Source organism: Petralouisia muris (assembly GCF_004793545.1).
Taxonomy (GTDB): domain Bacteria; phylum Bacillota; class Clostridia; order Lachnospirales; family Lachnospiraceae; genus Petralouisia; species Petralouisia muris.
Map to the genome: position 1 here is coordinate 177,976 of NZ_SRYA01000001.1, position 25,973 is coordinate 203,948.

The window sequence follows — 25,973 nt, forward strand, 5'->3', positions numbered from 1 at the left end:
TGACCATCCTGTCTCTAAACAAAACTAGGGAATTGTCAGAACGGAATCATTCTGCAGATATTTCTGTACAGAAGAATGCCGTTCTTTTCTTTGGGCACGTTCTGCGTGCTCATTTTTTATGAAAAACTCCCTGACACAATTTAAGAAAGGACTTGATTATGGAAGATTTTAACCCGAACCGCTATGCGGTCATTGATGCAAAAAATCCACGGGAAATTGTAATGCTGCGGGGACATGGCTGCACCTGGAGACGGTGCCGGTTCTGCGATTACCACCTGGATTCCTCTAAAGACGAAGCGGCAAACTTCGCATTAAACCAAAAACATCTAAAAAAAGTCACCGGCGTTCACGGCAAGCTGGAAGTGATCAACTCCGGCAGTTTTGTAGACCTGGATGAACAAACCGTAGCCTTGATTGAACAGGTCTGCTTAAAGCACGGCATAAAGCAGGTGCATTTTGAATGCCACTGGCGGCACAGAAATGAAATTGCTGATTTTCGGAAACGTTTTGCTGCACATGACATTGAGTTAAAAATAAAAACTGGCGTGGAAACTTTTGATTCCCTGTTTCGGGAAAGCTATCTGGATAAGGGAATTACCACTGATTCTCCGGAGGAAATTGCCGAATATTTTGATGAAGTCTGCCTGCTGCAGGGGATTCCGGGGCAAACGGCTAAAAGCATGGATTCTGACATTCAAACCGGCCTGAAACATTTTGAGAGGGTCTGTATCAATATCATGCAGGAAAACGGCAGGCCCATCAAGCCGGACCCAGGGGTAATCCGCATTTTTTCCCAGGAACTTTACCCAAAATATATCAATGACAGCCGCGTAGATATTTTAATGGAAAATACTGCTTTTGGCGTAGGAGGCGTAGTGACTCATGCAGAATGAAATTCTTTTAATTGTATCTTTGATTGTTACCTATTCCACAGTTCTGATACTGTTCCGCCTTTTTCAGGAACAGGGACTTTACCTTTGGACTGTAGTTGCCACAATTTCTGCCAATATTGAGGTTCTGATTATGGTGAACGCCTTTGGGATGGAAATGACGCTGGGCAATATCCTGTTTGCCTCCACCTTCCTGATTACTGACATCTTAAGTGAGATTTACGGAAAAAAATCTGCCCAAACGGCTGTTTATCTTGGTATTGCAACCTCTGTCATTTTCATTGCCGTCAGTCAGTCCTGGATGCTGTATAAACCCAATGAAAACGATTTTGCCACTCCGGCTATCCGCACGGTATTTTCCAATACGCCAAGGCTTATGGCTGTGGGCATTATCGTCTATGTGATTGTCCAGCTTTTTGATGTGTGGGCCTACCATAAATGGTGGGCGTTTACTGAGAAAAAATTCGGCGATCGGAAAAAATTCCTGTGGCTGAGAAACAATGGCTCCACCCTGCTCTCTCAGCTTTTAAATACTGTTTTATTTACCTGGGGCGCGTTCCTTGGCACTTACAATACCTCCACGCTGATTTCCATTGCTTTTGCCAGCTACGTGATTTTTCTGGTAACCAGCCTGGCAGATACGCCCTTTGTCTACCTTGCACGTTATCTGCACCGCAAAAAAAATAACGCCGCGGCTTGACGGTTTCCTATTTATTACTCCGGCGGTTAAAGGTCAACGAAGTCAATGGTTTTTACAAATTCTCTAAAACGCCAGAAGGGACACTTCTTTCTATGAAGCGTCCCTTCTGACCATTCTTTTATTTTCATGGGCCTTTAACCCAATTCCAGCATCCGTTCCAGAGGCTTGTTGGCGCGAATTCTCATTTCTTCTTCCATTTCAACGGCATTCGTCATCTTTTCCAATGCATCTTTGACTTTCTCCAATGTGATAAGCTTCATATCCGGACAGCACTGGGAATCCCCTGCGGAATAAAATTTTTTATTCGGATTCTTTGATTTCAGTTCATAGAGCACGCCCAGTTCCGTACAGACAATAAACTCTTCTGCGCTGCTTTTCGAAGCATACTCAATGATACCGGAAGTGCTTCCCACATAATCCGCCTGAGAAATCACATCCATCGTGCATTCCGGATGCACCAGAATCTCCGCCTTCGGATGGGCTTCTTTGGCTTTTGCAACGCTTTCCCCAGTAATGCTCTTATGTACATGACAAAAACCATCATTAAAAATAAAATGCTTCTCCGGCGCCTGATAGGCCACATATCGTCCCAGATGCTCATCCGGAATAAAGAAAATATGGTGATTCGGCAATGCTTTTACAATCTTAAGAGCATTGGATGAGGTGACGCACACATCGGAATATGTCTTTAATTCGGCTGTGGAATTGATATAGCAAACCACGGCCACATCTTCATATTCCTCCCGCACCTGATTGATTTTCTCAATATCTGCCATATGGGCCATGGGACAATCCGCCGCCATGTCAGGCATAATCACTGTTTTCTCCGGGTTGAGGATCTTAGCGCTTTCTCCCATAAAAGACACGCCGCAGAACAAAATGGTTCTTGCCTCCACGGCAGTGGCAATCTTACTGAGATAAAAGGAATCCCCCACATAATCTGCAATTGCCTGTACTTCATCATTGACATAATAATGCGCCAAAATCACTGCGTCACGTTCTTTTTTCAGTTGATTAATTTCATCTACGATTGACATATCTGCTCCTGCTTTCTTTCCCTGAACTCTCCTGTCCTCTGCTCCAGACAGAAGACAGTTCCGGTTTTCTCTGGTATTATTCAAACTAAATATCTCACAATATCTGCATTCTGTCAATCCACCAATTCACAAAACCTGTCTTTCAGGGAACATTTCAAAGGCATGCCCAACTGTTTCAGGGTCTGTCCCAGGGCTTCCATCGTTTCTGCCATATCTGCAAAATTGGCGTTGCTTCCCATATGCCCAATGCGGATAACCTGCCCGGCAAGACTGTCAAAGGAGCCTGCCAGCATAATATTGTGCTCCCTTCGCATCAGCTCCAGAATCTTTTGAGCTGTAGTTTCCTTTGGCGCGTCAAATACGGTTACCGTATTGGAAAATCCCTGTTCCAGGTGCAGCTTTAATCCGGCGTCTGTCAACGCCTGTCTGCAAGCATTTCCAATCCTTGCGTGGCGCGCCAGCATGTCTTTATCATTTTCTATATTGTCAAACGCCTGCCGCAGACCGTAAATATCGCTGATTGGCATGGTATAGGGAAACCATTTTGCCTCGTAATATCCTTCAAACACTTTCAGATTGGCGTAAAAAGAAGCAATCGGCGTCTTTCGATCCGCCATAGCCTTTTTGGCTTTTTCGCTGACAGTCACAAAGGTCAGCCCCGGCGGTGCGGAAACTGCTTTCTGAGAACCGCCGCACAGCACGTCTATGCCGGCCCGATCCACGTCTACTTCTTCTCCGAACATGGCGGAAACAGAATCCACCACTGTAAGAATTCCATAGCTTCCCAGGATGGGACAAAGCCTGTGGATATCATTCAGCATACCGCTGGGAGTGTCGCAATGCACCAGGGTGGCGTACTTATAATCATGGTTTTCCTTTAAAAATTCTGCCAGCGCATGAGGGGCAATAGGATTTTTATCATCCACCGTATACAACTCCGGTTTTCCCCCATACATAGATACAAAATCTGCAAATCCTTTTCCGTAGATTCCATTATCCAGCACCAGCACTGGGTCCCCCGGCTCTGTCAGGGATGCGCAGGCGGCCTCCAGCCCCAGAATTCCTTCCCCGTCCAGAATCAGCGTTTCATTCTCCGTATGGAGCAGCCGGCTGATTTGCTGACAGGTTTCCTTATAAAATTCCACAAAGGATTCATCCAAATCCGGGTTGGTGCACTCTCTGGCCCTTGCCAGGCGGACATTTTCACTGACCTGGGTTGGGCCGGGCGTCATTATCTTATACATAAGCTTCCTTCTTTCTGTTAAGTATGTTCTTGAGTATAACTCTCTGGAAAAACTTTTCGTATACCCAGTTTTTTTATTTTTCTTAATGCCAGAAAAAATGGAAGCAACACTCATACGCCAGTTTCCTTACCCCCGGTATTGTCTGTAATCCATAACAGGAATCAAGTCACGCTGTTTCTGTTTACCCGGCACCCGTCGTCTCACCTTCCCAAAAATCAATTTACTGATAATTTTTCGTGCAAAATATTGCATTCTTCGTGCAGATATCATATACTGTAATCACCAGCAGGAAAGGAGATGGTTATATGGCTGGCTCTACTACAAACATCAGTATCCGCATGGATTCAGACCTGAAAGCACAGGCTGACAGACTGTTCGGTGAACTCGGCATGAACCTGACAACGGCATTCAATATTTTTGTCCGCCAATCTCTCCGTGAGGGGCGGATTCCCTTTGACATTTCCCTCAACCAGCCCAACAGCGAAACGGTTGCCGCCATTCTGGAAGCAGAAAGGATTGCGAAAGATCCGGCAGTAAAAGGGTATACCGATCTGGACGAACTATTCGCAGACCTGAAAGCATGAGAAACACAAAATATACTGCCCGATTGGCTGCTTGTCTACCGCATTGACGATGATGTTCTGGTATTGACCTTATCCCGAACCGGTTCACACAGCGATCTGTTTGGAAAGTGATCTTTACCTGCCGCCGTATGGGGTGTTCCCTGTACGGCATTTTTTCTGATACAGACATGGCTCGGAATGGGATGTAAACAGTGCTATTAGTTTGAATGTCATCGTGCCAGTACACTAGATACAAGCTCCGCAGCTATGGCAGAAATGCCCGGTCTTTGACAGTTTCTTCCTGTTTGAACCTTTCCTCATACCGTGCATTCCTGCTGCTGAGAGCCTGCCTCTGTGCAAAAAACGGCTTTTACCGCAGTTCAGCTTCCGATTTTGCGCCGCTTAAACAGGGCAGCAGCTACAATCCCCAGAACAAGAACGCCAGCAGAAATTCCGGCCCATGTCCAAGAGACAGCCAAATTTGCTGTTGTATGCCCGGATTCGCCCATTTGCCCCATTTCACCAGGCATACTGTTTTCACTGGGCATACCGTTTTCACCAGAATTTTGCATTTGTCCGTTTGCATCTCCTTCCTCATTATTTCTCGGAAGCTCAGGCGTTTCGCCATTGCTGACTTCCCCTTGGGGAAGCTTTCTATCGCCGCCCATATTGCTGACGGGCTGCTCCATCCCTCTGCCACCCATAGCATGGTTCATAGAACCCATATCTGTAATCTGAAGGTCCCCTGCATCAACCAGCGTATCGCTCTTCTGTGTATCCGAGGTCAAACCGATTGTGCCATTCAGCTGGCCGGTAATGCTTTCTGCCCGAAGCAGGCAGAATTCCTTCAGTGTGGAAACCCCTTTTTCAAATTCTTCATAGGTGCAGAATTTCGTCGGATCTTTTTCTACGAAGGGAGCGATCATTGACGATACGTTATCCATCATTTCTGTAAAATAATCGCTGTCAAAATACTCGGAAATAAACTCCGCAAAATATTGATGGTACAGTTCTGTGTATTCTTCATCTGCAAAAATCCAGGAGATCATCGGCCTGTCTTCCACATTGCCTCCGGACACCGGAGAGTCTATCGGGTAATTCACCAAATTCGAAGCTCCTCCTGCAGACTCAAAACCACCGAAGGCAATGTTATAATCCCAGGGAATCATCTGCATCTGTCCGTCTTTTTCGTATAGATAGTAGTTATGGATCATCGAGCCGGTGTAGCTGTCAAAATTTAAAACAAAATTATGTACCACAAAATAGCGGATCACTTTTTCAATATCAACCGTATTCGCAAGATCTTCCCCACTGTTAAGCTTTTTGAGCGCTGCAATCAAACGCTCTTTCTCACTGTCAGAGCTATCGGTTTTGGCATTTTTGAAGATGTTTTCATAGCTGTCAATCTCATCATCAATATATTTCAGCAAAACATCCTCACTGCCGTTTCCCCTGCCGCCTTTGCCTGGCGTCTGACCACCTGTGTTTGGAGCATCGCCCCCTGGCGTCTGACCGCCCATATTCTGGCTGTCGGGCTTGTAGAGCTGGCCGTAGTCATTTCCATAATTGCGCTGAAGAAAAGATTCTTCAATCCCTTCCACCGCAAGATAAAGCCCCCAATCTTCACCATTTACCCTGAGATAGACATAGCTGCATAGCGGTGAAGCAACGCCCATATCCGCCATCATCTGATAGCTTAGATAGTCTTTCATATAGGTATTGTCCTGAATGATGTTGTTCAGACACAGTTTATCCAATCCATAGTAAGTATTGGTACTGTCGTAATGATCGAATTCGAGCTTGAAGCTATATCGATCATTGCCATAAGATTCCACCTGTGTCAGCGAAGTGTTCCCTTTGCCGCGGATCGCTACATTTTTATAGGCGTCGTTATCAATGACAACGGAACAGGTATAGTATTCTTCACTTTTGCAGTTCGCTAGAAATTCGTCCCAATCATCCATAACAATATCAATGGTGTGGACGGTGGAGGCGTCAAACAGTTTTTTTTCATAGCCCATAACGGCAGAAGCCTTTGGAACGCCAAAGCTTTCGGCGTTCATGAACAATACTGTAAGAAGCAGCGAAACAGCAAGAACAACACAGCATATCTTATCAAAATGCTTATGCGTTGACATAGCGCGCCTCCTTATCCCATATATTCTCCGTTATAGCTGACAAGCACTGCGCTGCTCATGCCGTCCATTTCCGAAAGAACATTGATAAAATCCGTATTTTCATTCTTCATTCGTATTTCCAGATTCAGTTCAATCATTCCCTTTTGTGCGGTTTTGCTTTTAACCACGCATTTCTGAACCTGCTTTTCCAGAAAATCTTTTGCACGTTTCTCGGCTGCTGCATCCCTGCAGGACAAAATCACGATATAAGGATTACAGTGTGATTTCCTGTTTACGAAAACAAGAAGAATTGCGCCAATAATAACGCTGCCAATGACGGCAAGAGGAATCATGCCTGCCGCCAGTACGATTCCCACTGCGATAGCCCAAAACAAAAAAGCAATATCAAGCGGTTCTTTGATGGCCGTACGGAAACGTACAATGGACAAAGCGCCCACCATACCAAGGGAAAGAACCACATTAGATATCACCGCTAAAATAACAACGGTTGTAATCATTGTAAGGGCGACAAGGGTCGTACCGAAGCTGGAAGAATACATCACGCCTTGATAGGTCTTTTTATATACCAGAAAAATAAACATACCGATTCCAAAAGCCAGTATCAAAGCCAAAACCATATCGAGAATGCTTACGCTTGTAATATTCTCCAAAAAACTTGATTTAAAGATGTCGTTGAATGTCATAATAAATTTCTCCTTTTTTAAATTTCAGCCGTATACCCTGCATACGGCATATTTGGAAAATGCGGATGTCCGGCAGTTTTCAAGCTGAACGGCGTCCCGAATAATATCCGGTAAATACTCATCCCACTTTACTTCTAATATAATCGGTGCGTTCCCTGCAAAAACAGTCACACTGTCAGGATTCAGAAAATCCGTATTCTGTATTCCGGTTCTGATATTGTAGTCCAAAGTAACACGGACATTGCCAGGGGCAAAAATATAGGGTTCTCTTGTATAATCGACGATTGTTTTCGGCCGAAGCCCCTGGCTGATGATTTTTCCATAAAATTCTGTGATAAGAGGAACCTTGTTCTGGGCCATCCGGCTGTAGTCTCCGTTTAATATTGTTTGCGTCTGTTCCGCCGTCAGTGATGCAGTTTCTTTCCGGCAAAGTCCATTTATCTTACTTTTCTTCTCCAGCCGGATAAAAGATAGATCTCTGTTATAATACCTGATACGGAATTTCTCACGGATATTTACGCCGTCTGTTTTCTCCCGCAGCGCCTTATCGGTCAAAGTATCAAAGTAAAGACTGCGGATTTCATACTTTCCGTCTATTGTATGTACGTCACGCTTTGTAATTGCCGAAAGCCTCTGTCTTAAAACCAACAGATCACCATAACCTATTTCATGCTTCCATTCATGCCGGTATTTCATTTTCTCACTTCCTTTTCCTTATTTTTATACATAAAAACCTCCTGTACTTTGAATCGCCTTCATCGTACAGGAGGAAGATTGAAGTTTCATTGAAGATAGGAAAATTTCCTTATTGGTATCTGAACCTTAAATTCGACCAGTCCGCGATCGCAGTGAACGCTGATTTTTCCGCCATGCGATAACGTGATTGCTTTTGCTATGGCAAGACCCAGTCCATAGTGTCCGTCCTCGCCGTTTCGGACAGCATCCACACGGTAAAACCTTTCAAAAAGCTGCTTTCTTTGCTCCGGCGCAATCGCCTCGCCTGCATTAATCACGGATAGCCTGGCAGACCCATCCTCCGCTTTTAATATAAGCTGAACGTCTTTGCCGCTGTTCCCGTAACGGATTGCATTATCCAGCAAGATAGAGACAAGCTGCTTCAATTGCACACTATTTCCCTCAAGGACAATATTATCCATTACGCTGCAATTCAGAATCAGGCCATTTTCATAAGCTACGCTTTCAAAAGGCAGCGCCTCCCCATTTACAAGATGGGAGAAGTCGATGGGTTCCCTTTGAGGCAAAACATGTTCGATACGGGAAAGCTCCAGCAGTTGAGACACCAATAGGCCCATCCGCTCATTTTCGTATTGAATATTGGCAAGCCATTTGTTAGCGCCAAGTTCTCTTGCTAAAAGCTCCGCATTGGTGCTGACAATCGATATCGGCGTTTTCAGCTCATGCCCCGCATCGGAAATAAATTGCTTTTGCTTCTGATAGCTTTCTTCCAGCGGTTTCACGATCTGCCTTGCAAGATAAATCGCAAGGAAGAACAGGGCAACGATAGCAAGTCCGCCGAATATCAGCGTATAACGAAACAGGGTGCCCATGCTTTCCTGAATAATGGTATTGTCTTTAAAGGAAACAAGCATATATCCGCCTTTGTCCATCGTATAATAAATAAGGTTATTTTTCACGCCTGTTACTTTATCATCTGCCAATACATCACGGGCAAAACCTTCCAGTTCTTCCTCGCTGTACACGGTTTGCTGCGGATTATTGATTTCAAGGAGCTTTCCGTCGTATGTCATTGCAACCGTATAAAAAGTGGAAAGCTGAAATGACGGTAAATCCAAATAGTGAGGCTTTCTCAGGTCAGGTTCGGGCTTAGCGGGAGGAGGCGCGTCAAAAGGCTGGGACAGGACATACTGTTCGGCATGTTCCCTTAACATTCCGCGGTTTTGCTTTGACATTTCATAATAGCTGGAAGCGTAAATAACCGCAAGCGTCCCTACCCATAAGAGCGCCAGAACAGACATAATGGCGGCAACGATTTTTCTCCGGGACTTTTTAAACATTACTGTACCTCAATTCATATCCGATCCCACGAACTGCTTTAATTTCCGTTTTTGCTTTTACAAATGAAAGCTTTTTTCGGGTAAAGGACATATATACTTCCACATTATTGTATTCCGCTTCATTGTTGAAGCCCCATATTTTTACTGCAAGCTGCTCACGGGATAGAATCTGTCCCCCATTGGCAATGAGATATTCCAGAATACGGTATTCCTTTTCGCTGAGCCTTATACTCTGTCCGCCGGTGGTACAGGAAAGCATATTTGTATTGGTATCCAAGGAGATATCCCCATAGGCCAATGTTCCATCTGCTGAGTTGATGTTCCGTCTGCCCAGGGCCCGAAGCCTTGCTAGCAGCTCGCAGGTCTGGAAAGGCTTGGTAAGATAATCGTCAGCTCCGCTGTCCAGCCCCAGAACCTTATCGTCAAGCTCGGCTTTTGCCGTCAGCATTAAGATGGGCGTGCGTATCCCTTTCTGCCGGGCTTTCCTGGCAATCTCATGTCCGTTCATTCCCGGCAGCATCACATCAAGGATCACAATATCATAAATATCACTTTCCACAGCCGCCAGGCCATCTAATCCATTCACGTAATGATCCACCTCATATTTTTCCAGACGTAAAATCTCGCACAACGCCTGCGCCATTCTTTTTTCATCTTCTACAAGTAACAGCCGCATACCAAACACCTCCACTTATACCCGTGAGCCAAATGATTTGGCAAATAAGTATGCTCTTGAGTATAATGCTATTATATCATTATACTGCCTAAAATTGAAAAAAGATTGAAAACGATAATGAAAAAACAAGGTGTGTTTGAAAAATACTTTAGGGAAGTATGACCCAATACATGTCTTACTTCCCTCTTGTCTCTTTTTGTTAATTTTGTCTTACTGATTCACAATTGCAATTTTGAATCCATCCATCCGGATATTTGTTTCCATTGCTTCATTGATCGCATCCAACGGAAATTTATGTGAAACAAGTTCTCCTACAGGCCACCCCTGCTTCATGGCTTCTTTCAGCATTTCCATAGCCTGCAGCCAGTCCTTTGCCTGATAGGTCCATGAACCAGTAACTTTAATCTCTTTATTGCAGATATCCAGATGTGGATTATAGGTTGTATCACCATTATTTACGAAAAAGCCCAGTTCACACATAGCTCCTCCGCGGCGTACATAATGCCAGATAGTCGATGCAGCCTTCGGTGAACCGGTACATTGAAATGCCATTTCTGCACCCTTGCCTTCTGTAAGCTCTTTTACCCGCATCCCAGCATCCTCTTTTAAGAAATTAATCGTCCAATTAGCGCCAAGCTTCTTTGCCATACCAAGACGCTTTTCATCTCCGTCCACTGCAATGATATTTCTGCATCCCATTGTCCGTACCGTTGTCAGAAGAAGCAGGCCAATCGGTCCGCATCCCTGAATAAGAACATAGGAATCATGCTTGAAATTAAAAATTTCTTTTGCCTTTTCTACCGCATGCACCACAACGGCAGCTGGTTCAATCAGAAGACGGCTGTCCAAATCCTCCATATCGGATACATTGAAAATAACGCCGCCGGCTTTAATCTTTATGTATTCCCCAAACCATCCGTGAAAGAAATTTTCCTCTCCAGGCAACAACCCAAATATTTCTCCTCCATCACACAGATGAATCTGCTCCGGATGCTTTACACAGGTATCGCAAGTTCCGCAAGGCTTCAGACCTGTTACAACCTTATCTCCAACACTCAACGGTTTTCCTGAATAATCTTTGGTTACATTCTTTCCGAGCTTTACAATCGTACCAGTTCCTTCATGACCAAGCTGAATCGGAATATATCCAAACGGATCTCCTTTGTATTCATGGACATCTGTTCCGCAGATACCACATCCTTCCACTTTTACAAGAACTTCATCATCATTAATCTCCGGAATCGGAAATTCTCTGACATCAATCTTCTTTTCTCCTGTTAATACTGCTACTTTTGCTGCTTCTGGAATTTTACACATGGAAGCACCATCCTTTCTTTATTGATATTTTTCTAACAATCTGTACTTTCATTGTAAAATTCAATTGCTTTGAACACAAGTTACACATAATTCCAACTGTTAAAAATATTACACATCACTCAAAATGTAACATCATATTTTTTACAAATCTTTTAATAATTCAAATAATTTAGGCGGTAACGCATCCAGCAGACGTTCTGTTATTTCTTCTGGCGCCAAAGGCATCTTATGTTTCGTCCATTCCGCAGTCATATAAATCGAACCGTAACAGTACATGCGTAACAGAAAATCAATCTCTGCTGTTAAAAGCCCGTCTCCCTTTTTATGAATCACATCCTTATAAAACTGATAGATACATTCATAATCATAATCAATCAAACAATTTTGCGCTGAGGACGAAAAGGCTGATGTAAAAAAACTCTTTCCTCCACCATCAATCGAATTTTTGTAACAAGGCCTTCCCGAAGTGACAGACTAATCCCCATTTGTCTGAACGATTTCTGTGCCAGAATATCGAAATACCAGTTTACCAGATCATATTTATCCTTAAAATAACGGTAAAACGTAGGTCTGGTCACTTCACATGCTTCTACAATCTCAGTCACAGTAATTCGGTCGAGCGACTCATATTCCATCAAAGAAATCAGTGCTTTTATGAATTTTCGTTTGATTCTTTCTGATGAATTCATAAATACGAAGTTCTCCTTCCTGTTTTACATCCATACTAATTTATACCATATTATCAAAAAAGGATGGAAGATTCCACCCTTTTCTGCAAGTCTCTGTTTCTTTATGGTTATGCTATCGCTTTCTATTTGCTGGATTCCAAAATTCTTATTTCTTTACCGTCACACTGATTGTTACTTTCTTTTTGCCGGATGTTACGGCAATTTTAGCGGTTCCCGCTTTCTTGCCGGTAATTTTTCCCTTGGAGGTTACCGTCGCCACTTTCTTATTGCTGCTCTTCCAGGATTTAACTCCGTCTCCCTCTGTCATGGAGACAACCTTCACTGCCGTGGTTGACTTCTTGACTTGTAAGGGGATTTTTTTCACATTCAGCTTAATGGTTGCTTTCAGCTTATTGGTTTTTCTGGTTTCTGCCGTCTTACAGGTTGTGCAGGTTCTGGTCTCTGTGCTTTGCTGCAATGCGGTGGGTTTGGCTGTCTCTTTCCATTCTCCAAAGGAATGTCCGGTTTTGGGCAGATCCTTGGTGTTCATAACCGTTCCGCATACCGTACATTTCTGCTGCTGGGAGCCTGCTTCAGTGCAGGTGGCTGCTTTGGCAGTTGTAAAGCTTCCGGCTTTGTGTCCGGCTGCTGGGATGGTTTCTGCCTTTGTGGCTGCATGGCATTTGCTGCATTCTAACACTTTCGTTCCCACTTCCGTACAGGTGGCTGGTTTTAAGGATTTCTGGACAAAATTGTGGCTGCAGACATTCACAGTAACTGTGCCAAGCGCATACTCCTTAATCCCCTCAGAATTTTCTTTTTCCAGACGCACTCGAATCCGTATCTTTTTCCCTTCAACCGCGTCAGGATCTACAGTAAAGCCTGTCTTCGCCTCATTGAGACTGACTTCTCCCCATTTTCTATAGAAATAATAGGTAAAGCTGCCTGTCTCTGTCACACCGTTTTTATGCTCCAAATCAAATGTTTTCCATTCCAATTCCACATTGTTAATGGTTTCTCCAGGAACCGCAACAATTTCCTTTGCGACTGCCTGCGCGTAACTGCTACTTACGCTGATTTCATCTTCACACCAGTCTTCATAACTCTCGCCATCCGCTACTGGAATTGTACATTTGGCTGCCATATATCCATATCCATTTTCTCCAACTGCTTTCACGGTTCCGTCTGCCGCTACAGAAATAATCTCTTCATCATAAGAAGTATATGTAACCGTATATTTTCCGGGTTCCAGCTTTTCCCACTTCTTCATACCTGTCTGTTACAACAGATTTTTCATGGGTAAATGTCTTTTCTCCGCCCAAAGGAAGGGCAACCCGATACTCTATCGTTGCCGTTCCGGGATTTTCAGCCGTCAGAAGAATATCGTTTCCATTCTTTTTCACAGTAAACACATTTGCATTTGCAGTTTTCAGATCCTGTTCCAAAACCTTCACTTCTTTCAGATCCAGCATAATTTCTGCACCGTCAGGATGTTCCTTATTCTGTGCACTACCTTCAATTTTCCCGTCTTTGTATGTAAATACTGTACTTTTCAGCACTTCATAACTGCTTGTTTGAATCCAATAGTAGGGTTTCATAATATTGATCCACAAAAATTTTCTCCCCTGTTCTTCTCCCCCAGCTTTTATAATGGCATAAAGGTTACAGTAATAATCCTCGGACTCATTTTCTCCCTCTAGTTTTGCTTTCAAATCATCCCTTAACACTTTGGGGTTAATTGTAATCCGCTCCCCTTTTTCACCGCTTACCGTATAAACGCTGGAATCTACGAACTCGCCCATACTGCTTTCCAGACGCCATTCAATCTCTGTTACCTGGCGACTCATGTAATGCTTGTCGCCTATGCTGAGGATTTCTGCCATGGGCTGTCGAAATATCAGGCATGCAAAACAGCCTGCGAAACCGCAGGCTGCCGACAGTAAAAAGTATTCTTACTGCTCTTTTACAAACACATCTTTCCCCAATCCGCACAAAGGACATACCCAATCTTCCGGCAAGTCTTCAAATGCTGTTCCAGGGGCAATTCCGTTATCTGGATCACCAGCTTCGGGATCATACACATATCCGCAGGGTTCGCAAACATACTTGTCCATCCTTTCACCTCCTTCATAAGATGATATTTACCTCTATATATTACCATATAATATGAAAAATATACACTGCCAAATGGAATATTTTTCCATTGTATTTGCATCTGTTTGGAAATCAGCAGCATTTTTCGGAGAGAATTTCTGTCAGGGCGCTGCCGCTGCTGGTATGGCACCGGACAATATCTGCCTGGACCTTCTGGGCTTCGGCCACTGCGCATCGAACCATTTTATGGGACACTGTATTGGTAAACAGAACTACCAAATCCGGGCAGCCAATTTTATCCTTCAAATTACCGGACATTTGGGTAAAAACCTTGGCTTTGCATTGATATTCTTTACATATTTTTTTATACTGACAGACCATGCGGTCGTGGCCGCCAATAATTACGACGCTCATCTTATTTCCTCCTGTTCCACTTTTAAAAACCGGGGAATTGTGCAGTGGACATTACACAATTCCCCATATTTTTTGTTCGATGACTCTCTCTTATCTTGCCCCTGCAAGCCCTTTTACTTTCAGGCTGCTGCCTTCCCGACAGGGGCGAAACAGCAGATAAATAAATCCTGCAATCAAAATCAGCGCCACAACCGTTCCGATTCCAAAGGTTCCCAGGGTAATCCAGGTTCCAATCTGATAAATGCAAAGCGCCACAACATAAGCCAGAACACACTGATACCCAATGGCAAACCAGAACCACCTGATGTTGTTCATTTCCCGCTTGATGGCTCCCATTGCCGCAAAACAGGGTGCGCACAATAGATTAAATACCATAAAGGAATACGCTGCAACTGCTGTCATGGAAGAGGCCAGCAATCCCCAAATCTCTTCTCCGTCCTCTGCTACCTCCGCATAGCCAAAAATAATGCCGAAGGTGCTTATAACATTTTCTTTGGCAACCAGCCCTGTAATTGCTGCAACCGCTGATTTCCAGTCGCCCCAGCCAAGAGGGATAAAAATCCATGCAAATGTATTTCCAATGGCCGCCATAATACTGTTATCAAGCTCCATCTGATCCAGCATGCGGAACTGTCCGTCCACCCAGCCGAAATATGTGGTAAACCATACGAAAATCGTAGACAGCATAATAATCGTTCCTGCCTTCTTAATAAAGGACCATCCCCGCTCCCACATACTTCTCAGCACATTTCCAGGAGTAGGCATATGGTAAGCCGGCAGCTCCATTACAAAGGGTGCAGGATCTCCTGCAAACATCCTTGTTTTCTTTAAAATAATTCCAGAACAAATCACTGCTGCAATTCCTACGAAAAATGCACTGAAGGAAACCCACCAGGCGTTTCCAAAAAACGCTCCTGCAATCAATGCGATAATCGGAAGCTTCGCCCCGCATGGAATAAAGGTGGTAGTCATAATCGTCATTTTCCGATCTCTGTCATTTTCAATGGTGCGGCTTGCCATAATCCCCGGTACGCCGCAGCCTGTTCCAATCAGCATCGGAATAAAGGATTTCCCGGAAAGACCGAACTTACGGAAAATACGGTCCATGATAAACGCCACTCTCGCCATATATCCGCAGGCTTCCAGAAACGCCAGAAACAGGAATAATACCAGCATCTGCGGTACGAATCCCAGCACTGCTCCGACGCCTGCCACAATACCGTCTACAATCAATCCCTGCAACCAGGCCGCACAGCCAATGGCTTCCAATCCGCCAGAAAACAGTTCCGGAATTGCAGGCACATGAATGCTTTCTATGCCAAACAGATTCCATCCTTCTCCAAATACCCCGTCATTCACCCAGCCGGTTGCCCAGTCTCCTACCGTTGTTACGGACACATAATACACCAGAGCCATCACTGCCGCAAAAATCGGAAGCGCCAGAATACGGTTGGTTACAATCCGATCAATTTTATCTGAAACTGTGACCTTCTCTTTCTGTCCTCTGGTATAACAAGCTTCGATAATTGAAGAAATATAAACATATCTTTCATTGGTGATAATACTTTCCGCATCATCATCCATTTCTTTTTCCAAAGCTTCAATCTCTGCTTTCACATCCGGCACATGCTTCATCTGCGCAGCTATTTTTTCATCCCGCTCTAACAGCTTTACCGCAAAAAACCTTCTCTGCTCCTGCGGAATTTCACTGCCCAGCTTATCTTCAATGGCCGTTAAAACTCCTTCTGTCTCCGGCGAAAACTCATGTACGGCTTTTACGTTCCCTTTTCCCTGAGCAAGCTCCAAGGCTTTCTCTGCCGCTTCCATCACACCGTCCCCTTTCAGGGCGGAAATCTCTGTCACCAGACAGCCCAGCTTTTTGCCCAGCTCCCGGATATGTATCTTTGCCCCGCTTTTGGCAACCACATCCATCATATTCACAGCCATAACAACTGGAATTCCCAGTTCCATCAGCTGGGTGGAAAGGTACAGGTTCCGCTCAAGATTAGTTCCGTCCACAATATTTAAAATAACATCCGGACGCTCTCCAATCAGATAATTTCTGGCAACCACTTCTTCCAGCGTATAAGGCGACAGGGAATAAATTCCCGGCAAATCCATAATAACAACATCTTTATGCCCTTTTAGTTTTCCTTCCTTTTTCTCAACCGTAACTCCAGGCCAGTTTCCCACAAACTGATTGGAACCAGTCAAACCATTGAACAAGGTTGTTTTCCCGCAGTTTGGATTTCCTGCTAACGCAATTTTTACTGACATTTCACAACTCCTATCCGCCTTCCGGCAAGTTTTTTCTTACTTACTATAATTAGCACTTACTAACCTATAACCAAAAAAAATAATCACATCACTTCAATCATTTCTGCATCCGCTTTTCTCAGAGACAATTCATATCCCCGCACCGTTACTTCCACTGGATCGCCAAGAGGCGCTACCTTCCGCACAAATATATCTATGCCTTTCGTAATGCCCATATCCATAATTCTCCGCTTCACGGGGCCTTCTCCATGCAATTTTGCAACTTTAACCGTTTCTCCGCAAGGGATCTGCTTTAATGTCCTCATGCTCTTTCCTCCCTTAAATCATTATCTTATTGGCCATATCTTTATTGATGGCAACTCTTGACTCTTTTACATTTACAATCATGCTGCCACTGATTTCTGACACCACAGTGACCTGCCCTCCGGTTACAAATCCCAGATTTTCCAAAAATCTCCTGGTCTCTTCTTTTCCGCCAACTTTTTTAATTACATTGACTTCCCCTGCTCTCGCCATGGTCAACGGCATCATAATCATCCTTTCTTTCCTTAGAATCACTTATTGAAATTGGTTCTCATTCGCTTTTCAATAGTTAGTATATGCTAACATACGTCTGTTGTCAACAACTTTTTTGAAATTTCTCTAAAATGCCAATGATTCCATATGTTCAGATGGTTCCCGCACAGCCAGAATAAAAAGTATTTGCTATTTTGCCTTCCTTTCAGTATACTTATAATAAGTAGAAGCAAAGGAGGATCTGTTACTATGAAAACCAACGAATCTGCCGAGAATTATTTAGAAACTATTTTAATATTAAGCAAGAAGCTGCCTGTGGTCCGTTCCATTGACGTATCTGTAGAACTGGGCTTTAAGAAATCCAGTGTCAGCGTTGCAATGAAAAATTTGCGTGAGAAAGGCCATATCACTGTTTCAAAGGCAGGATACATCACATTGACAGAATCCGGACGCGAAATTGCAGAAATGATTTATGAACGGCATAATTTTCTTTCCAGCTGGCTGAAAAGCTTAGGCGTAGATGAAAAAATTGCGGCAGAAGACGCCTGCCGCATGGAGCATGTAATCAGCCGCGAGAGTTTTGCGGCAATAAAAAAGGCTGTGAAACAGAATTTTTCACTATAAGAAAAAGGACTGCTGCTTAATTATTTTACTGGAGCAGTCCATATCTGTGTCAATCCAACGCCTTGCATTCTCTTCGTCAAGCAACCCCCTTCCCCTGTCCTGGCACCGCTTCACAAAATGCCTGTATAACTCCTGCCTGCGTTTCTGTGGCCTTTTTCAGTTCTTTCTCCAAGCAGGTATTCTCTGACTGCCGCTGCTTCTCGCTGCCCTACAATAACTATTCCAGAATGGCGTCTTCTTTTCCCATTATTTTCTTAGACATCCAAATATGAGGACAATTTTCATCATATTCTATTTCCCCATATGGCAAATACCCCTGCTTTTCATAAAAATGTTGTGCTTGTATTTGTGCGTGAAGCATGATATACTTCCCTCCATTTTTACACACAATTTCCTCTGCTTTTTTTATTAATTCCGCACCTAGTTTTTGACCGCGATATTCCTTTATCACAGCAATTCGCCCAATCACATAACACGAAATATGTTGCTTTTTAAAAAAGCGGCAAGTGGCTATCGGCACATTACTTTTGAACATAACAAGATGACTTGCATAAATATCAATTTCATCAAATTCATTCTTGAATCCCTGTTCTTCCACAAAAACTAATTTGCGAATTTCTACCGCCTCTAATGGCAATGTGTCATAAAATTTAATATCCATTTTTTCCTCCTAAAACTAAAGGCATCCAAAAGTCAGCCTTATAGTGCAAACTGCACCGTACCTACGGCTAACTTCTGAATGCCTTAATAATACACACTATCCGGTGATAGTGCGATAGCAAAATTATTTTTTGATTATATCAAATACTTTTTTATAAGTCAATTCTTTAGAAAAAGATTTCTCTATTCAACAATTTTCCCAGCACATCTTATTCCGATTCTGCGGACTCTGTCTGCCGCCGCAGCCAGAAATACCGCCAGATATCCCACACTCTTTCCCATGCATTCGCAATACCCGGAAACCACGGAATGATCCCAGAAACGGATGATGCAGCAAAGCTGGTTTTCCACTTCCTGCCAGAACTCTCCCCAACCCTCAAAATCCGACCAGCGCCCCGGAAGGGACCAAAGAGGAAATTCAGGCATGCCGCCAAAAACTGCATATCTCACATACATTGCCCAGAACAGAAACGTAACGCCATACACCCATTTTTTACAGCCCCATTTCTCATAACAGTAAAATACCAGCAGCAGCAACAACGCAAAACATCCCAGAACCAGGATGGCTGTCATCCATTTCAGCAAACTGACGTCTATTCTCACATCACTGTCAGAAAACAGGCTTTCCACCCGGCCGTAGTCCATGGCCTCTATGCCGCCGACCAGAACTGCCTGGAATTTTTCTGATTCCCTTTGCACATCCTCCGCCCCTATGTCCGATTCCTGAATCTCACATGGAATCTGCTGTCTGCGGCATTCCTCCGTTAATTTTTCCTCAGAAACCGGTTTCTGATAAAGAAAGGCAAAATATTCCGGCAGCATTTTTAACTGTTTAAAATACACGCAGAAACCGGTAAAACTGCTAATCAAAAAAATTACCGCCAGCATCCGCAAGGCCCTTTCCCATACCTTGCCCGTTTTTATTCTCTCACAATTCGTATCCGCTCACCTTCCTTGATATTCTTGTCCGCATCCGTCACAATTATGTCCTCTCTGGAAATCTCTCCTTTCACTGCCGCATAGTCTGCGCTTTTTTCTAAAAGCGTCACCGGCACATACTCCGCCACTGTCTCCACTCCCAGAATCGTTTCTTTCTCCCGAACTCGGATAATATAATTTTCCTGCTCTCCATACTGCAGAGACGACCGGGGAATTACTGCATCATACCAGGGACTTTCTTTTGTAATGCTTAATACTGCCTCTTTTGCCTGGCATGCCGCAGAGGAATCTACCGCTGCGCTTACCTGCCAGATTCCTTCCTCCAAAACGGCTTCACGGATCTTTACGCCTTCCAGCCTTATGTTCCCTCCATCCGCCTCCAGAACGCCTTCCATTCCTTCCTCCAGACGCAGATTTTCATCTTCCTCCACACTTCCCTCAAATCGGAAGGACTGTCCATAATCCTCCAGAATCATTACCGGTTCACTGCCGACAGAGCTTCCAACAGAAATATTTAAGGTTTTCACCCGTCCATCCACCTCTGCGTAAATTTTTCCTTCTGCCTGCTCTAGCTTATTGTAATTCTCCAAAGAATCCTCCAGCTTCTGTTTCTCAATTTCCAGCAATGTGCCAGAATGATCCTGCGCCGTTTCTTCCCCGGCGTCTTCCAGCTGCCTTGCGGCTGTTTTCACCGCTTCCTCACTGGCTGCCAGAATTTCCTCATATGCCTTCTGTTTCTCCTGATACTGCTGTAACAATTCCTGCTGTCTCTGACTCCATTCCGCCAGCGTTCCTCCCTCTGCGTCATTTTCCTCTGGCTCTGCAGCTTTTTCTTTTCTTCGCCCCATTTCCTCCTGAGGCTTCTGATTCTCATGCTGCCGAAGGGCTTCCTCTGCCTGCTGCAGTTCAAGATCTGCCTGGCTCACCTGGCTCTGCATCCGGCTCACCGTTTCGTCATAATCCTGCCCGGCCCGCTGAAATTCCCGATTCTGCTGCTGGACCTGCTTCTGATATGCCGTCTGTAAATCCTCAATCTGCAGATTCATTTTCTGAATCTCCTGCTCCAATTCCCGTATCCGCAAGGACAGACTGTCCAAATCTACCGCAAGCAGCAGCTCTCCCTTCTGAACCTGTTCTCCTTCCCGAACTGGAACCTGCGCTACCCGAAGATTTTCCCTGCAGTAAACAGCCGCTTCCTTCTCAGCCTGAATCTGTCCCTGAATCTGCACATGATATTCCAGCTTTTTTTCCGCCGGCGAACTTACGGATACCCGCGGAATAAGAAAATTATCTGCCGCCCGGGCCGCTCCCGTCATAAGAGCCATTCCTGCCAGAAACAGCGCCAACGCCCGAAAATTCCGGCTGCCGGACATAAACTCTATGATTTGCCTACCTTTCATCTGTTTCACCTCTTTCCTGTTTCACCTGCGCCATTGCCCCGATTCCTCTGCCAAGCTCCTCTCTTCCTATCAAAATAACCAACGCCATGGGAATCAGAACCACCAAAGAAAACGCAAAAATATAGGAAAGCTCCTCGTTTCCGATGTTCGGAATATAGATGGAAAAGGGCCAGAGCGACGGCGTTTTAAGAAACAGCAGCGGCTGCTCCACCATATTCCAGTATTCCACCATATTTAATAAAACCGACGCCTTGATTCCAGGCATGGCAAGGGGAACGCCTATATGGCAGAACGCCTGGAATCTGCTGCCTCCGTCCAGCGAAAACGCCTCGTAGACTTCCTCTGGTATCATAAGAAAACTGCGGTACATCAAAAACACTGGAAACGTGGAAAATACTGCCGGAATTACCACTGACCCATGGGTATCCATCATTCCCAGCCGATCAATAACAATATAATGAGACAGCATGGTAACCTGAAACGGCAGCAGCATCAGAATCGTATAAATATAAAACAATACACTGCTTACTTTTCCATGCCACCTGGAAAACCCCCATGCCGCTGGAACAGCCGCCGCAAGCTGCCCTACAAGAATTACAAGTGTGATTTTCACAGAATTCCAGAACACAACATAGAATTCCGGCGCATCAAGCAGCAGCTCCACAAATCCCCTGGCTGTGGGGAACATAGGAAACAGCACAAACTGGGTCCGCCCCTGCCCCTGCAGCACTCCCTGCAGGTTTGCCCTAAGCTCCTGCTCTCCGGTTATGGCTCCTGTCACCAGAAAAAACACGGGCAGACAAGAGAGAACTCCTGCAAAAAACAAGATAAAAACTGCCAGGATTTTGAACGCTTTTTCTGAAAAATACTTCGACGAACATCTTTTCTGAGTGGATGTCCCCAAAACCTTTCCTGTCTTGTTAAAATTGTACGGTATCAGGATTGCCGCCTCCCTTCTTTCGGAATGGATATACCATCACCGCGAAAATACATACAAGCACTACCGCGCTTGCCGACATTTTTTCCATGGACATATCCCGGAACCAATGATGAAACACATGCTGGATCATATAAATACTCGTGTCAGGATACTCCCCTGCCAAAAGCCATGCTTCCCGGAAAGTCTTAAAAGCCCCGATCAATGCCAGAATAAAGGCGGCGGAAGCCATGGGCCTTAATCCTGGCAAAGTTACATACCAAAACTTCGCAAAAACCCCCGCTCCGTCTAAGGCAGCCGCTTCATACAAGCTTCCCGGAATCTGCTCCAGCCCTGTCAGCCAGAGCACCGTATAATACCCGGTATTCTTCCACAGGAAACTGGCCGTCAGCACGCCAAAGGCATGGGAGGAATTCAGCCAGTCCGTGGAAAGTCCCAGGAAGCTGTTCAAAAGTCCGTATCTGTGGAAAATCATTTTCCACACAAACGCCAAAGAAGCCACTGGAATAGCCATGGGCAAAAGACAGACATTTCTGTAAAATTTTGTCACTCCAAAATAAACAAGATTGGCCAGCGCCAACGACAGGAGCAGCAGCAGAGGCACAGATACCGCAAGAAATTTCCCGGTGTTTCCCAAAGCCAGACAAAACGCCTGGTTGGAAAACACCCTCTGATAATTCTTCAGCCCGCAGAATTCATCTCCGGACACATCCATAAAAGATCTACGCACCACATCCAAAAAGGGAAGCAGCACAAAAACGGAAACTCCAAGCAGGCTTGGCAGAAGGAACACAACATAACTCCTGTTTTGCCCTTTCATAGCTCGATCCCTTTCTCCGCAAAATACAATTCCAGTATCCGGACAATTTCATTTACCGTCTCATCCACTCCCTGTTCCCCGGACAGATACCTTGCTCCCTGTTCCGACACCGTCTCAGCCACCACCGGATCTTCCATGGCCGGCGCCGACAAATTCTCTATCATTTCTGTTAACCTGTCAAATTCCTCTTTGCCGGGCCAGGTGAAAGTTAACTGCAAATTTCTCCCCCAGGTCTCATATCTGTTCCCATACAGCTCCTCTGTTTTTTCGGCAGAAGGCTCCTGTATCATTTTCTCATAGACCCTGCGGTTCACCGGGAACTCCCTGATTAAGAAATTTTTACCTGTAAAAATTTCCTGTTCTTCTTCGCTTAACGCAAATTTCAGAAATTCTTTGGCCGTATCCATGCTGCTGGATTTCCTGTTGATTCCTGCCAACATAGAACGGAAGACATGCTCAGAAATAGCGCATCCGGTCAATCCCAGATTATGCATATCCACAAAATCAGGCAGATATCCCAAATACCCCATTGCCATCGCTGTGTTTCCATATGCAATGTCAGAGATATGATGAAGCCCGGCGTCGTTTGCAAAAAAATCCATGCTGCTGTCTGCAGTTTCATCCGAAATAAAGCTCAGCATAGCTTCTTCCCCTTTCTCTTGTATGGCTTCTTCTATTTTCTCTGCCTCTGTCAGCAAATTTTTCAGTTCTTCCTTTGAGACAGAGCCTTCCTGTTCTATTCTCTGCCAGTAAATGCTTGCCAGATACCGCAGAAGTTCTTTCGGTGCCCGGTACAAAGGCGAAATTTCCGTTTTCTGAATCACTCTGGTGAGTTCTTCCAGTGAGGTTACCTCAGACGCCTGACTGTCCCTCACCAAAACCGGAATCTGAAATGAAATGGGGACTGCATACTGTTTTCCCTCTTTCTGATAAGGCAAAAACAGATTTTCAAATAGACTGCCCTCTTCCAAATCCAGAGCCAGCTCCTTTGTAAAATCCTCCAAAATCCCCTGCTCTTCATAATCCTCCCAGGGAAGGTTGTTCAGAATCAGCACATCCGGCCCATTTCCTGCCATGATTTCTGTATTCAGGCTATTAATGGCGTCGGCTTCTGTTTTGCTGGTACCCTGTTCCAGCCCCACCTGATAGGTCACATACGCTTCCGGATGGCTGGACTGAAAATCCCCAATCAGTTTTTCCACAATATCATTTTCCTTTAAGGAATAAACGATAAGCTCCTGTTCTGGCTCCGTATTCAGATTTTCGTCATACTCATATCGGAGCAATTCTTTTTTCAGGGATGTATTTTCCACAAACACCAGAAACACACGGTCACTGATACAGCAAAGCCTCTGCACCGCATAATCGATCTCATTGCCGAAACGGCTCCGCTTTCCGTCCACCAGAAGCTCCCGAAAAGCCAGCCCGGAATCTGTTCCGTAAATCCCCGTTTCATCACAGTAAAATATCCGGTCTTCCCCCAACTGAAAATCTGCCTGCTCCAGGCGGACCTCCAGCGGAATCTTTCCATCTGTCAGCTCTTTTCCAGAGTCCGCATCCACTACTTGAACGGAACCTCCCAACTCTTCCAGGTAAATCCTGTTTCCCGACAGGGCAATTCTTCCGGCCCCAACTTCCTGACTCCAAAGAGGTTCCCCGCCTTCTTCAGGAAAACAGTATAGCTGTGAAGACATCATCATTCCCTCTGTCTCTTTCCCCGGTTCTTTTCTCTTAAGAATTCCATACAGCTTTCCTTCCCCAGAAGCTGAAAGATCTGACAGCCCATATCCCGCGTCCGAATAATCCTCCTCCGGCTTCGGCAGACTCAAAGACAGACTCTGCACCTTTTGTTCACTGCCTGTGCCCCTGATTCTGAAATACTCATATACTCCAACCGCATGCTGATCTGCCAGAACATCCTCTGACATTTTTCCAGCAGAAACAATCACATCCCCCTCTTTGGCAAAACATGCGGAAACCACCCGGTAATCTTTGGGCAGCCAGTCCATGGGCACATCCTTTTTCTGCCAGCCTGCACCGGAATCACTGCTTTCACAATAATAGAAGCTACCCGGCTCATTTTCTCCCACCAGCCGCACCGTATGTTCCTCCCATGATACGTCAAAAATTGTTTCGAAAGGAACCGGAAGGGATACCAGTTCTTCCCGGTATCTGCCCTTTGCAGTGCCCTCCTGCTCCCCGTCAGACGTCTCTTTAGCCTGTTCTTCTTTTCCTTCTGACTGTTGTTTTGCATTCTTATCCGGAGCACACGCCGAACTGAATACCGGCAGCGACGCCAGCAAAAGAATCAGCAAAACAGCAATTGCTTTTTTCTTCATACTGATTGCCTCCTGTTTGATTTTTCGTTAGTTTATCACAACATTTTCAGGAAAGTACTCTAAAAGTTCTCTAACGCCACAGCAAAGCTTTTCTGATTAAACACAGACAGAACAACGGGCTCCCAAGAAAATATCATGTTTTGCGTTGTAGAATTTTAAGTTATAGAATTTTGAGTTATAGAAAGAAATATCTTCCAAGTTAAATTTTAGAGGATTTTTAGAGAGGTTTTATGTTATGATTTTATAAAGGATTCTGGGGCAAGCCTTTTCTGGATGTTTGCCGCCAGACCAGTGATTAACCGGAGGAACTTATGAGAATTTTAATCATAGAAGACGACGCCAGCTTAACAGAGCTTCTCACCTACGGCCTGGAAGCAGAAAACTTCACCGTAGATATCTGCCATGACGGACAGGAAGGCCTGATTCTGGCGCTGCAGAACATGCACGATATTATTTTACTGGATCGGATGCTGCCCGGCATACCGGGAGAACAAATCCTTAAGCGCATCCGGAAGGCTGATGTAACCACTCCTGTCATATTTATTACCGCCCTTGGAGAGCCTTTGGAAAAAATCACTGGGCTGGATCTTGGCGCAGACGATTATCTGGTCAAGCCCTTTGACATTGGAGAGTTGTCCGCCCGCATCCGCAGCGTGGCCCGTCGAAGCTTTGCGCTTGGCGCCTCCCCGCTGCTGGAATTCGGAGACATCTCTTTTTCTGAAAAAGAATCCAAGCTTATCCACCGGGACAACGCCTTTTCTCTGTCCCGGACCGAAGGGGAGCTTCTGGCTTACTTTCTCCGAAATCCAAACCGGATTCTGACACGGCAGCAGATTATCGGAAATGTATGGGGACCGGATGCAGAAATTGAGGACGGAAATCTGGACAACTACGTTTATTTTCTGCGGAAAAAGCTTGGAAAACTCCGCACCAATGTGCAGATTAAGACCGTTTACCGGAAGGGCTACTGTTTAGAACTCAGATAGCCGCCCAGACTATTT

The 25,973-nt window shown here is 44.9% G+C and carries 28 protein-coding genes and 1 pseudogene; 6 read left to right on the plus strand and 23 right to left on the minus strand.

From position 1 onward, the window contains the following. The first annotated feature begins 158 nt into the window (after nucleotides 1-158). Nucleotides 159-893, plus strand: coding sequence for a radical SAM protein (locus E5329_RS00830; RefSeq protein WP_275442887.1), 735 nt, complete (start codon nucleotides 159-161; stop codon nucleotides 891-893). Then, the gene (locus E5329_RS00835) at nucleotides 883-1,590 is read left to right on the plus strand and encodes a queuosine precursor transporter (protein ID WP_135987682.1); all 708 of its coding nucleotides are present in this window, start codon (nucleotides 883-885) and stop codon (nucleotides 1,588-1,590) included. The genes E5329_RS00830 and E5329_RS00835 overlap by 11 nt, the downstream gene beginning before the upstream one ends. Before the next feature lie 134 nt (nucleotides 1,591-1,724). Here the strand turns inward: E5329_RS00835 and nadA are convergent, their stop codons facing one another. After that, nucleotides 1,725-2,627 (minus strand): quinolinate synthase NadA, encoded by a 903-nt coding sequence (gene nadA, locus E5329_RS00840; protein WP_135987754.1) that lies wholly within the window; start codon nucleotides 2,625-2,627, stop codon nucleotides 1,725-1,727. 113 nt (nucleotides 2,628-2,740) lie between these two features. Beyond that, nucleotides 2,741-3,871, minus strand: a complete 1,131-nt coding sequence (locus tag E5329_RS00845) for a pyridoxal-phosphate-dependent aminotransferase family protein (RefSeq protein WP_135987683.1) — start codon at nucleotides 3,869-3,871, stop codon at nucleotides 2,741-2,743. A 305-nt stretch (nucleotides 3,872-4,176) separates the two neighbouring features. On the opposite strand from E5329_RS00845, the gene E5329_RS00850 reads away from it, so the two are divergent. Continuing rightward, nucleotides 4,177-4,455 (plus strand): type II toxin-antitoxin system RelB/DinJ family antitoxin, encoded by a 279-nt coding sequence (locus E5329_RS00850; protein ID WP_135987684.1) that lies wholly within the window; start codon nucleotides 4,177-4,179, stop codon nucleotides 4,453-4,455. Nucleotides 4,456-4,464: 9 nt separating this feature from the next. Next, nucleotides 4,465-4,566: pseudogene (locus E5329_RS00855) on the plus strand (type II toxin-antitoxin system mRNA interferase toxin, RelE/StbE family); the annotation flags it as partial. Between the two features lie 248 nt (nucleotides 4,567-4,814). On the opposite strand, the gene E5329_RS00860 reads toward E5329_RS00855, so the two are convergent. From E5329_RS00860 to E5329_RS00925, 15 genes are all read right to left on the minus strand, one after another. Then, nucleotides 4,815-6,572 (minus strand): CotH kinase family protein, encoded by a 1,758-nt coding sequence (locus E5329_RS00860; protein ID WP_135987685.1) that lies wholly within the window; start codon nucleotides 6,570-6,572, stop codon nucleotides 4,815-4,817. Between the two features lie 11 nt (nucleotides 6,573-6,583). Next, nucleotides 6,584-7,255 carry a DUF4956 domain-containing protein gene (locus tag E5329_RS00865; protein ID WP_135987686.1) on the minus strand — a complete coding sequence of 224 codons (672 nt, stop codon included), beginning with the start codon at nucleotides 7,253-7,255 and terminating at the stop codon, nucleotides 6,584-6,586. Nucleotides 7,256-7,279: 24 nt separating this feature from the next. Continuing rightward, the gene (locus tag E5329_RS00870; RefSeq protein WP_135987687.1) at nucleotides 7,280-7,951 is read right to left on the minus strand and encodes a polyphosphate polymerase domain-containing protein; all 672 of its coding nucleotides are present in this window, start codon (nucleotides 7,949-7,951) and stop codon (nucleotides 7,280-7,282) included. A gap of 86 nt (nucleotides 7,952-8,037) precedes the next feature. Continuing rightward, the gene (locus E5329_RS00875; RefSeq protein WP_275442888.1) at nucleotides 8,038-9,291 is read right to left on the minus strand and encodes a sensor histidine kinase; all 1,254 of its coding nucleotides are present in this window, start codon (nucleotides 9,289-9,291) and stop codon (nucleotides 8,038-8,040) included. Beyond that, a complete protein-coding gene (locus E5329_RS00880) occupies nucleotides 9,284-9,967 on the minus strand; it encodes a response regulator transcription factor (protein ID WP_135987688.1) in 684 nt (227 codons plus the stop codon). The genes E5329_RS00875 and E5329_RS00880 overlap by 8 nt, the downstream gene beginning before the upstream one ends. Nucleotides 9,968-10,177: 210 nt before the next feature. Then, nucleotides 10,178-11,284, minus strand: coding sequence for a zinc-dependent alcohol dehydrogenase (locus tag E5329_RS00885; RefSeq protein ID WP_135987689.1), 1,107 nt, complete (start codon nucleotides 11,282-11,284; stop codon nucleotides 10,178-10,180). 141 nt (nucleotides 11,285-11,425) lie between these two features. Then, nucleotides 11,426-11,662 (minus strand): TetR-like C-terminal domain-containing protein, encoded by a 237-nt coding sequence (locus tag E5329_RS30320; RefSeq protein ID WP_275442889.1) that lies wholly within the window; start codon nucleotides 11,660-11,662, stop codon nucleotides 11,426-11,428. After that, nucleotides 11,659-11,973, minus strand: a complete 315-nt coding sequence (locus E5329_RS30325; RefSeq protein WP_275442891.1) for a TetR family transcriptional regulator — start codon at nucleotides 11,971-11,973, stop codon at nucleotides 11,659-11,661. Before E5329_RS30325 ends, E5329_RS30320 begins: the two co-directional genes overlap by 4 nt. Nucleotides 11,974-12,118: 145 nt before the next feature. Next, nucleotides 12,119-13,222, minus strand: a complete 1,104-nt coding sequence (locus E5329_RS00895) for an Ig-like domain-containing protein (protein ID WP_135987690.1) — start codon at nucleotides 13,220-13,222, stop codon at nucleotides 12,119-12,121. Further along, a complete protein-coding gene (locus E5329_RS00900; RefSeq protein WP_135987691.1) occupies nucleotides 13,164-13,799 on the minus strand; it encodes a hypothetical protein in 636 nt (211 codons plus the stop codon). Before E5329_RS00900 ends, E5329_RS00895 begins: the two co-directional genes overlap by 59 nt. A 105-nt stretch (nucleotides 13,800-13,904) precedes the next feature. After that, entirely contained in the window at nucleotides 13,905-14,066 is a 162-nt protein-coding gene (gene rd / locus E5329_RS00905) for a rubredoxin (RefSeq protein WP_135987692.1), read from the minus strand. A gap of 112 nt (nucleotides 14,067-14,178) precedes the next feature. Next, nucleotides 14,179-14,460, minus strand: coding sequence for a DUF2325 domain-containing protein (locus E5329_RS00910; protein WP_135987693.1), 282 nt, complete (start codon nucleotides 14,458-14,460; stop codon nucleotides 14,179-14,181). Nucleotides 14,461-14,550: 90 nt separating this feature from the next. Then, complete coding sequence (gene feoB, locus E5329_RS00915; RefSeq protein WP_135987694.1) at nucleotides 14,551-16,737, minus strand: ferrous iron transport protein B; 2,187 nt, start codon at nucleotides 16,735-16,737, stop codon at nucleotides 14,551-14,553. A gap of 83 nt (nucleotides 16,738-16,820) precedes the next feature. Beyond that, a complete protein-coding gene (locus E5329_RS00920) occupies nucleotides 16,821-17,042 on the minus strand; it encodes a FeoA family protein (RefSeq protein ID WP_135987695.1) in 222 nt (73 codons plus the stop codon). A gap of 13 nt (nucleotides 17,043-17,055) precedes the next feature. Further along, a complete protein-coding gene (locus E5329_RS00925) occupies nucleotides 17,056-17,268 on the minus strand; it encodes a FeoA family protein (protein WP_135987756.1) in 213 nt (70 codons plus the stop codon). Nucleotides 17,269-17,502: 234 nt separating this feature from the next. On the opposite strand from E5329_RS00925, the gene E5329_RS00930 reads away from it, so the two are divergent. Beyond that, complete coding sequence (locus E5329_RS00930; RefSeq protein ID WP_135987696.1) at nucleotides 17,503-17,877, plus strand: metal-dependent transcriptional regulator; 375 nt, start codon at nucleotides 17,503-17,505, stop codon at nucleotides 17,875-17,877. 217 nt (nucleotides 17,878-18,094) lie between these two features. Here E5329_RS00930 and E5329_RS00935 read toward each other — a convergent pair whose 3' ends face one another. From E5329_RS00935 to E5329_RS00960, 6 genes are all read right to left on the minus strand, one after another. Then, entirely contained in the window at nucleotides 18,095-18,538 is a 444-nt protein-coding gene (locus E5329_RS00935; protein ID WP_135987697.1) for a GNAT family N-acetyltransferase, read from the minus strand. Nucleotides 18,539-18,720: 182 nt separating this feature from the next. Continuing rightward, nucleotides 18,721-19,407, minus strand: coding sequence for a hypothetical protein (locus tag E5329_RS00940; RefSeq protein WP_135987698.1), 687 nt, complete (start codon nucleotides 19,405-19,407; stop codon nucleotides 18,721-18,723). 50 nt (nucleotides 19,408-19,457) lie between these two features. Further along, entirely contained in the window at nucleotides 19,458-20,876 is a 1,419-nt protein-coding gene (locus tag E5329_RS00945) for an efflux RND transporter periplasmic adaptor subunit (RefSeq protein WP_135987699.1), read from the minus strand. Next, complete coding sequence (locus tag E5329_RS00950; protein ID WP_275442893.1) at nucleotides 20,866-21,702, minus strand: carbohydrate ABC transporter permease; 837 nt, start codon at nucleotides 21,700-21,702, stop codon at nucleotides 20,866-20,868. Before E5329_RS00950 ends, E5329_RS00945 begins: the two co-directional genes overlap by 11 nt. Nucleotides 21,703-21,796: 94 nt before the next feature. Then, nucleotides 21,797-22,633: a carbohydrate ABC transporter permease gene (locus tag E5329_RS00955; protein WP_135987701.1), complete on the minus strand. Its 837-nt coding sequence runs from the start codon at nucleotides 22,631-22,633 to the stop codon at nucleotides 21,797-21,799. Beyond that, entirely contained in the window at nucleotides 22,630-24,972 is a 2,343-nt protein-coding gene (locus E5329_RS00960; RefSeq protein WP_135987702.1) for an ABC transporter substrate-binding protein, read from the minus strand. Before E5329_RS00960 ends, E5329_RS00955 begins: the two co-directional genes overlap by 4 nt. Before the next feature lie 311 nt (nucleotides 24,973-25,283). On the opposite strand from E5329_RS00960, the gene E5329_RS00965 reads away from it, so the two are divergent. Continuing rightward, entirely contained in the window at nucleotides 25,284-25,958 is a 675-nt protein-coding gene (locus tag E5329_RS00965) for a response regulator transcription factor (RefSeq protein ID WP_135987703.1), read from the plus strand. The last annotated feature ends 15 nt before the right edge of the window (nucleotides 25,959-25,973 follow it).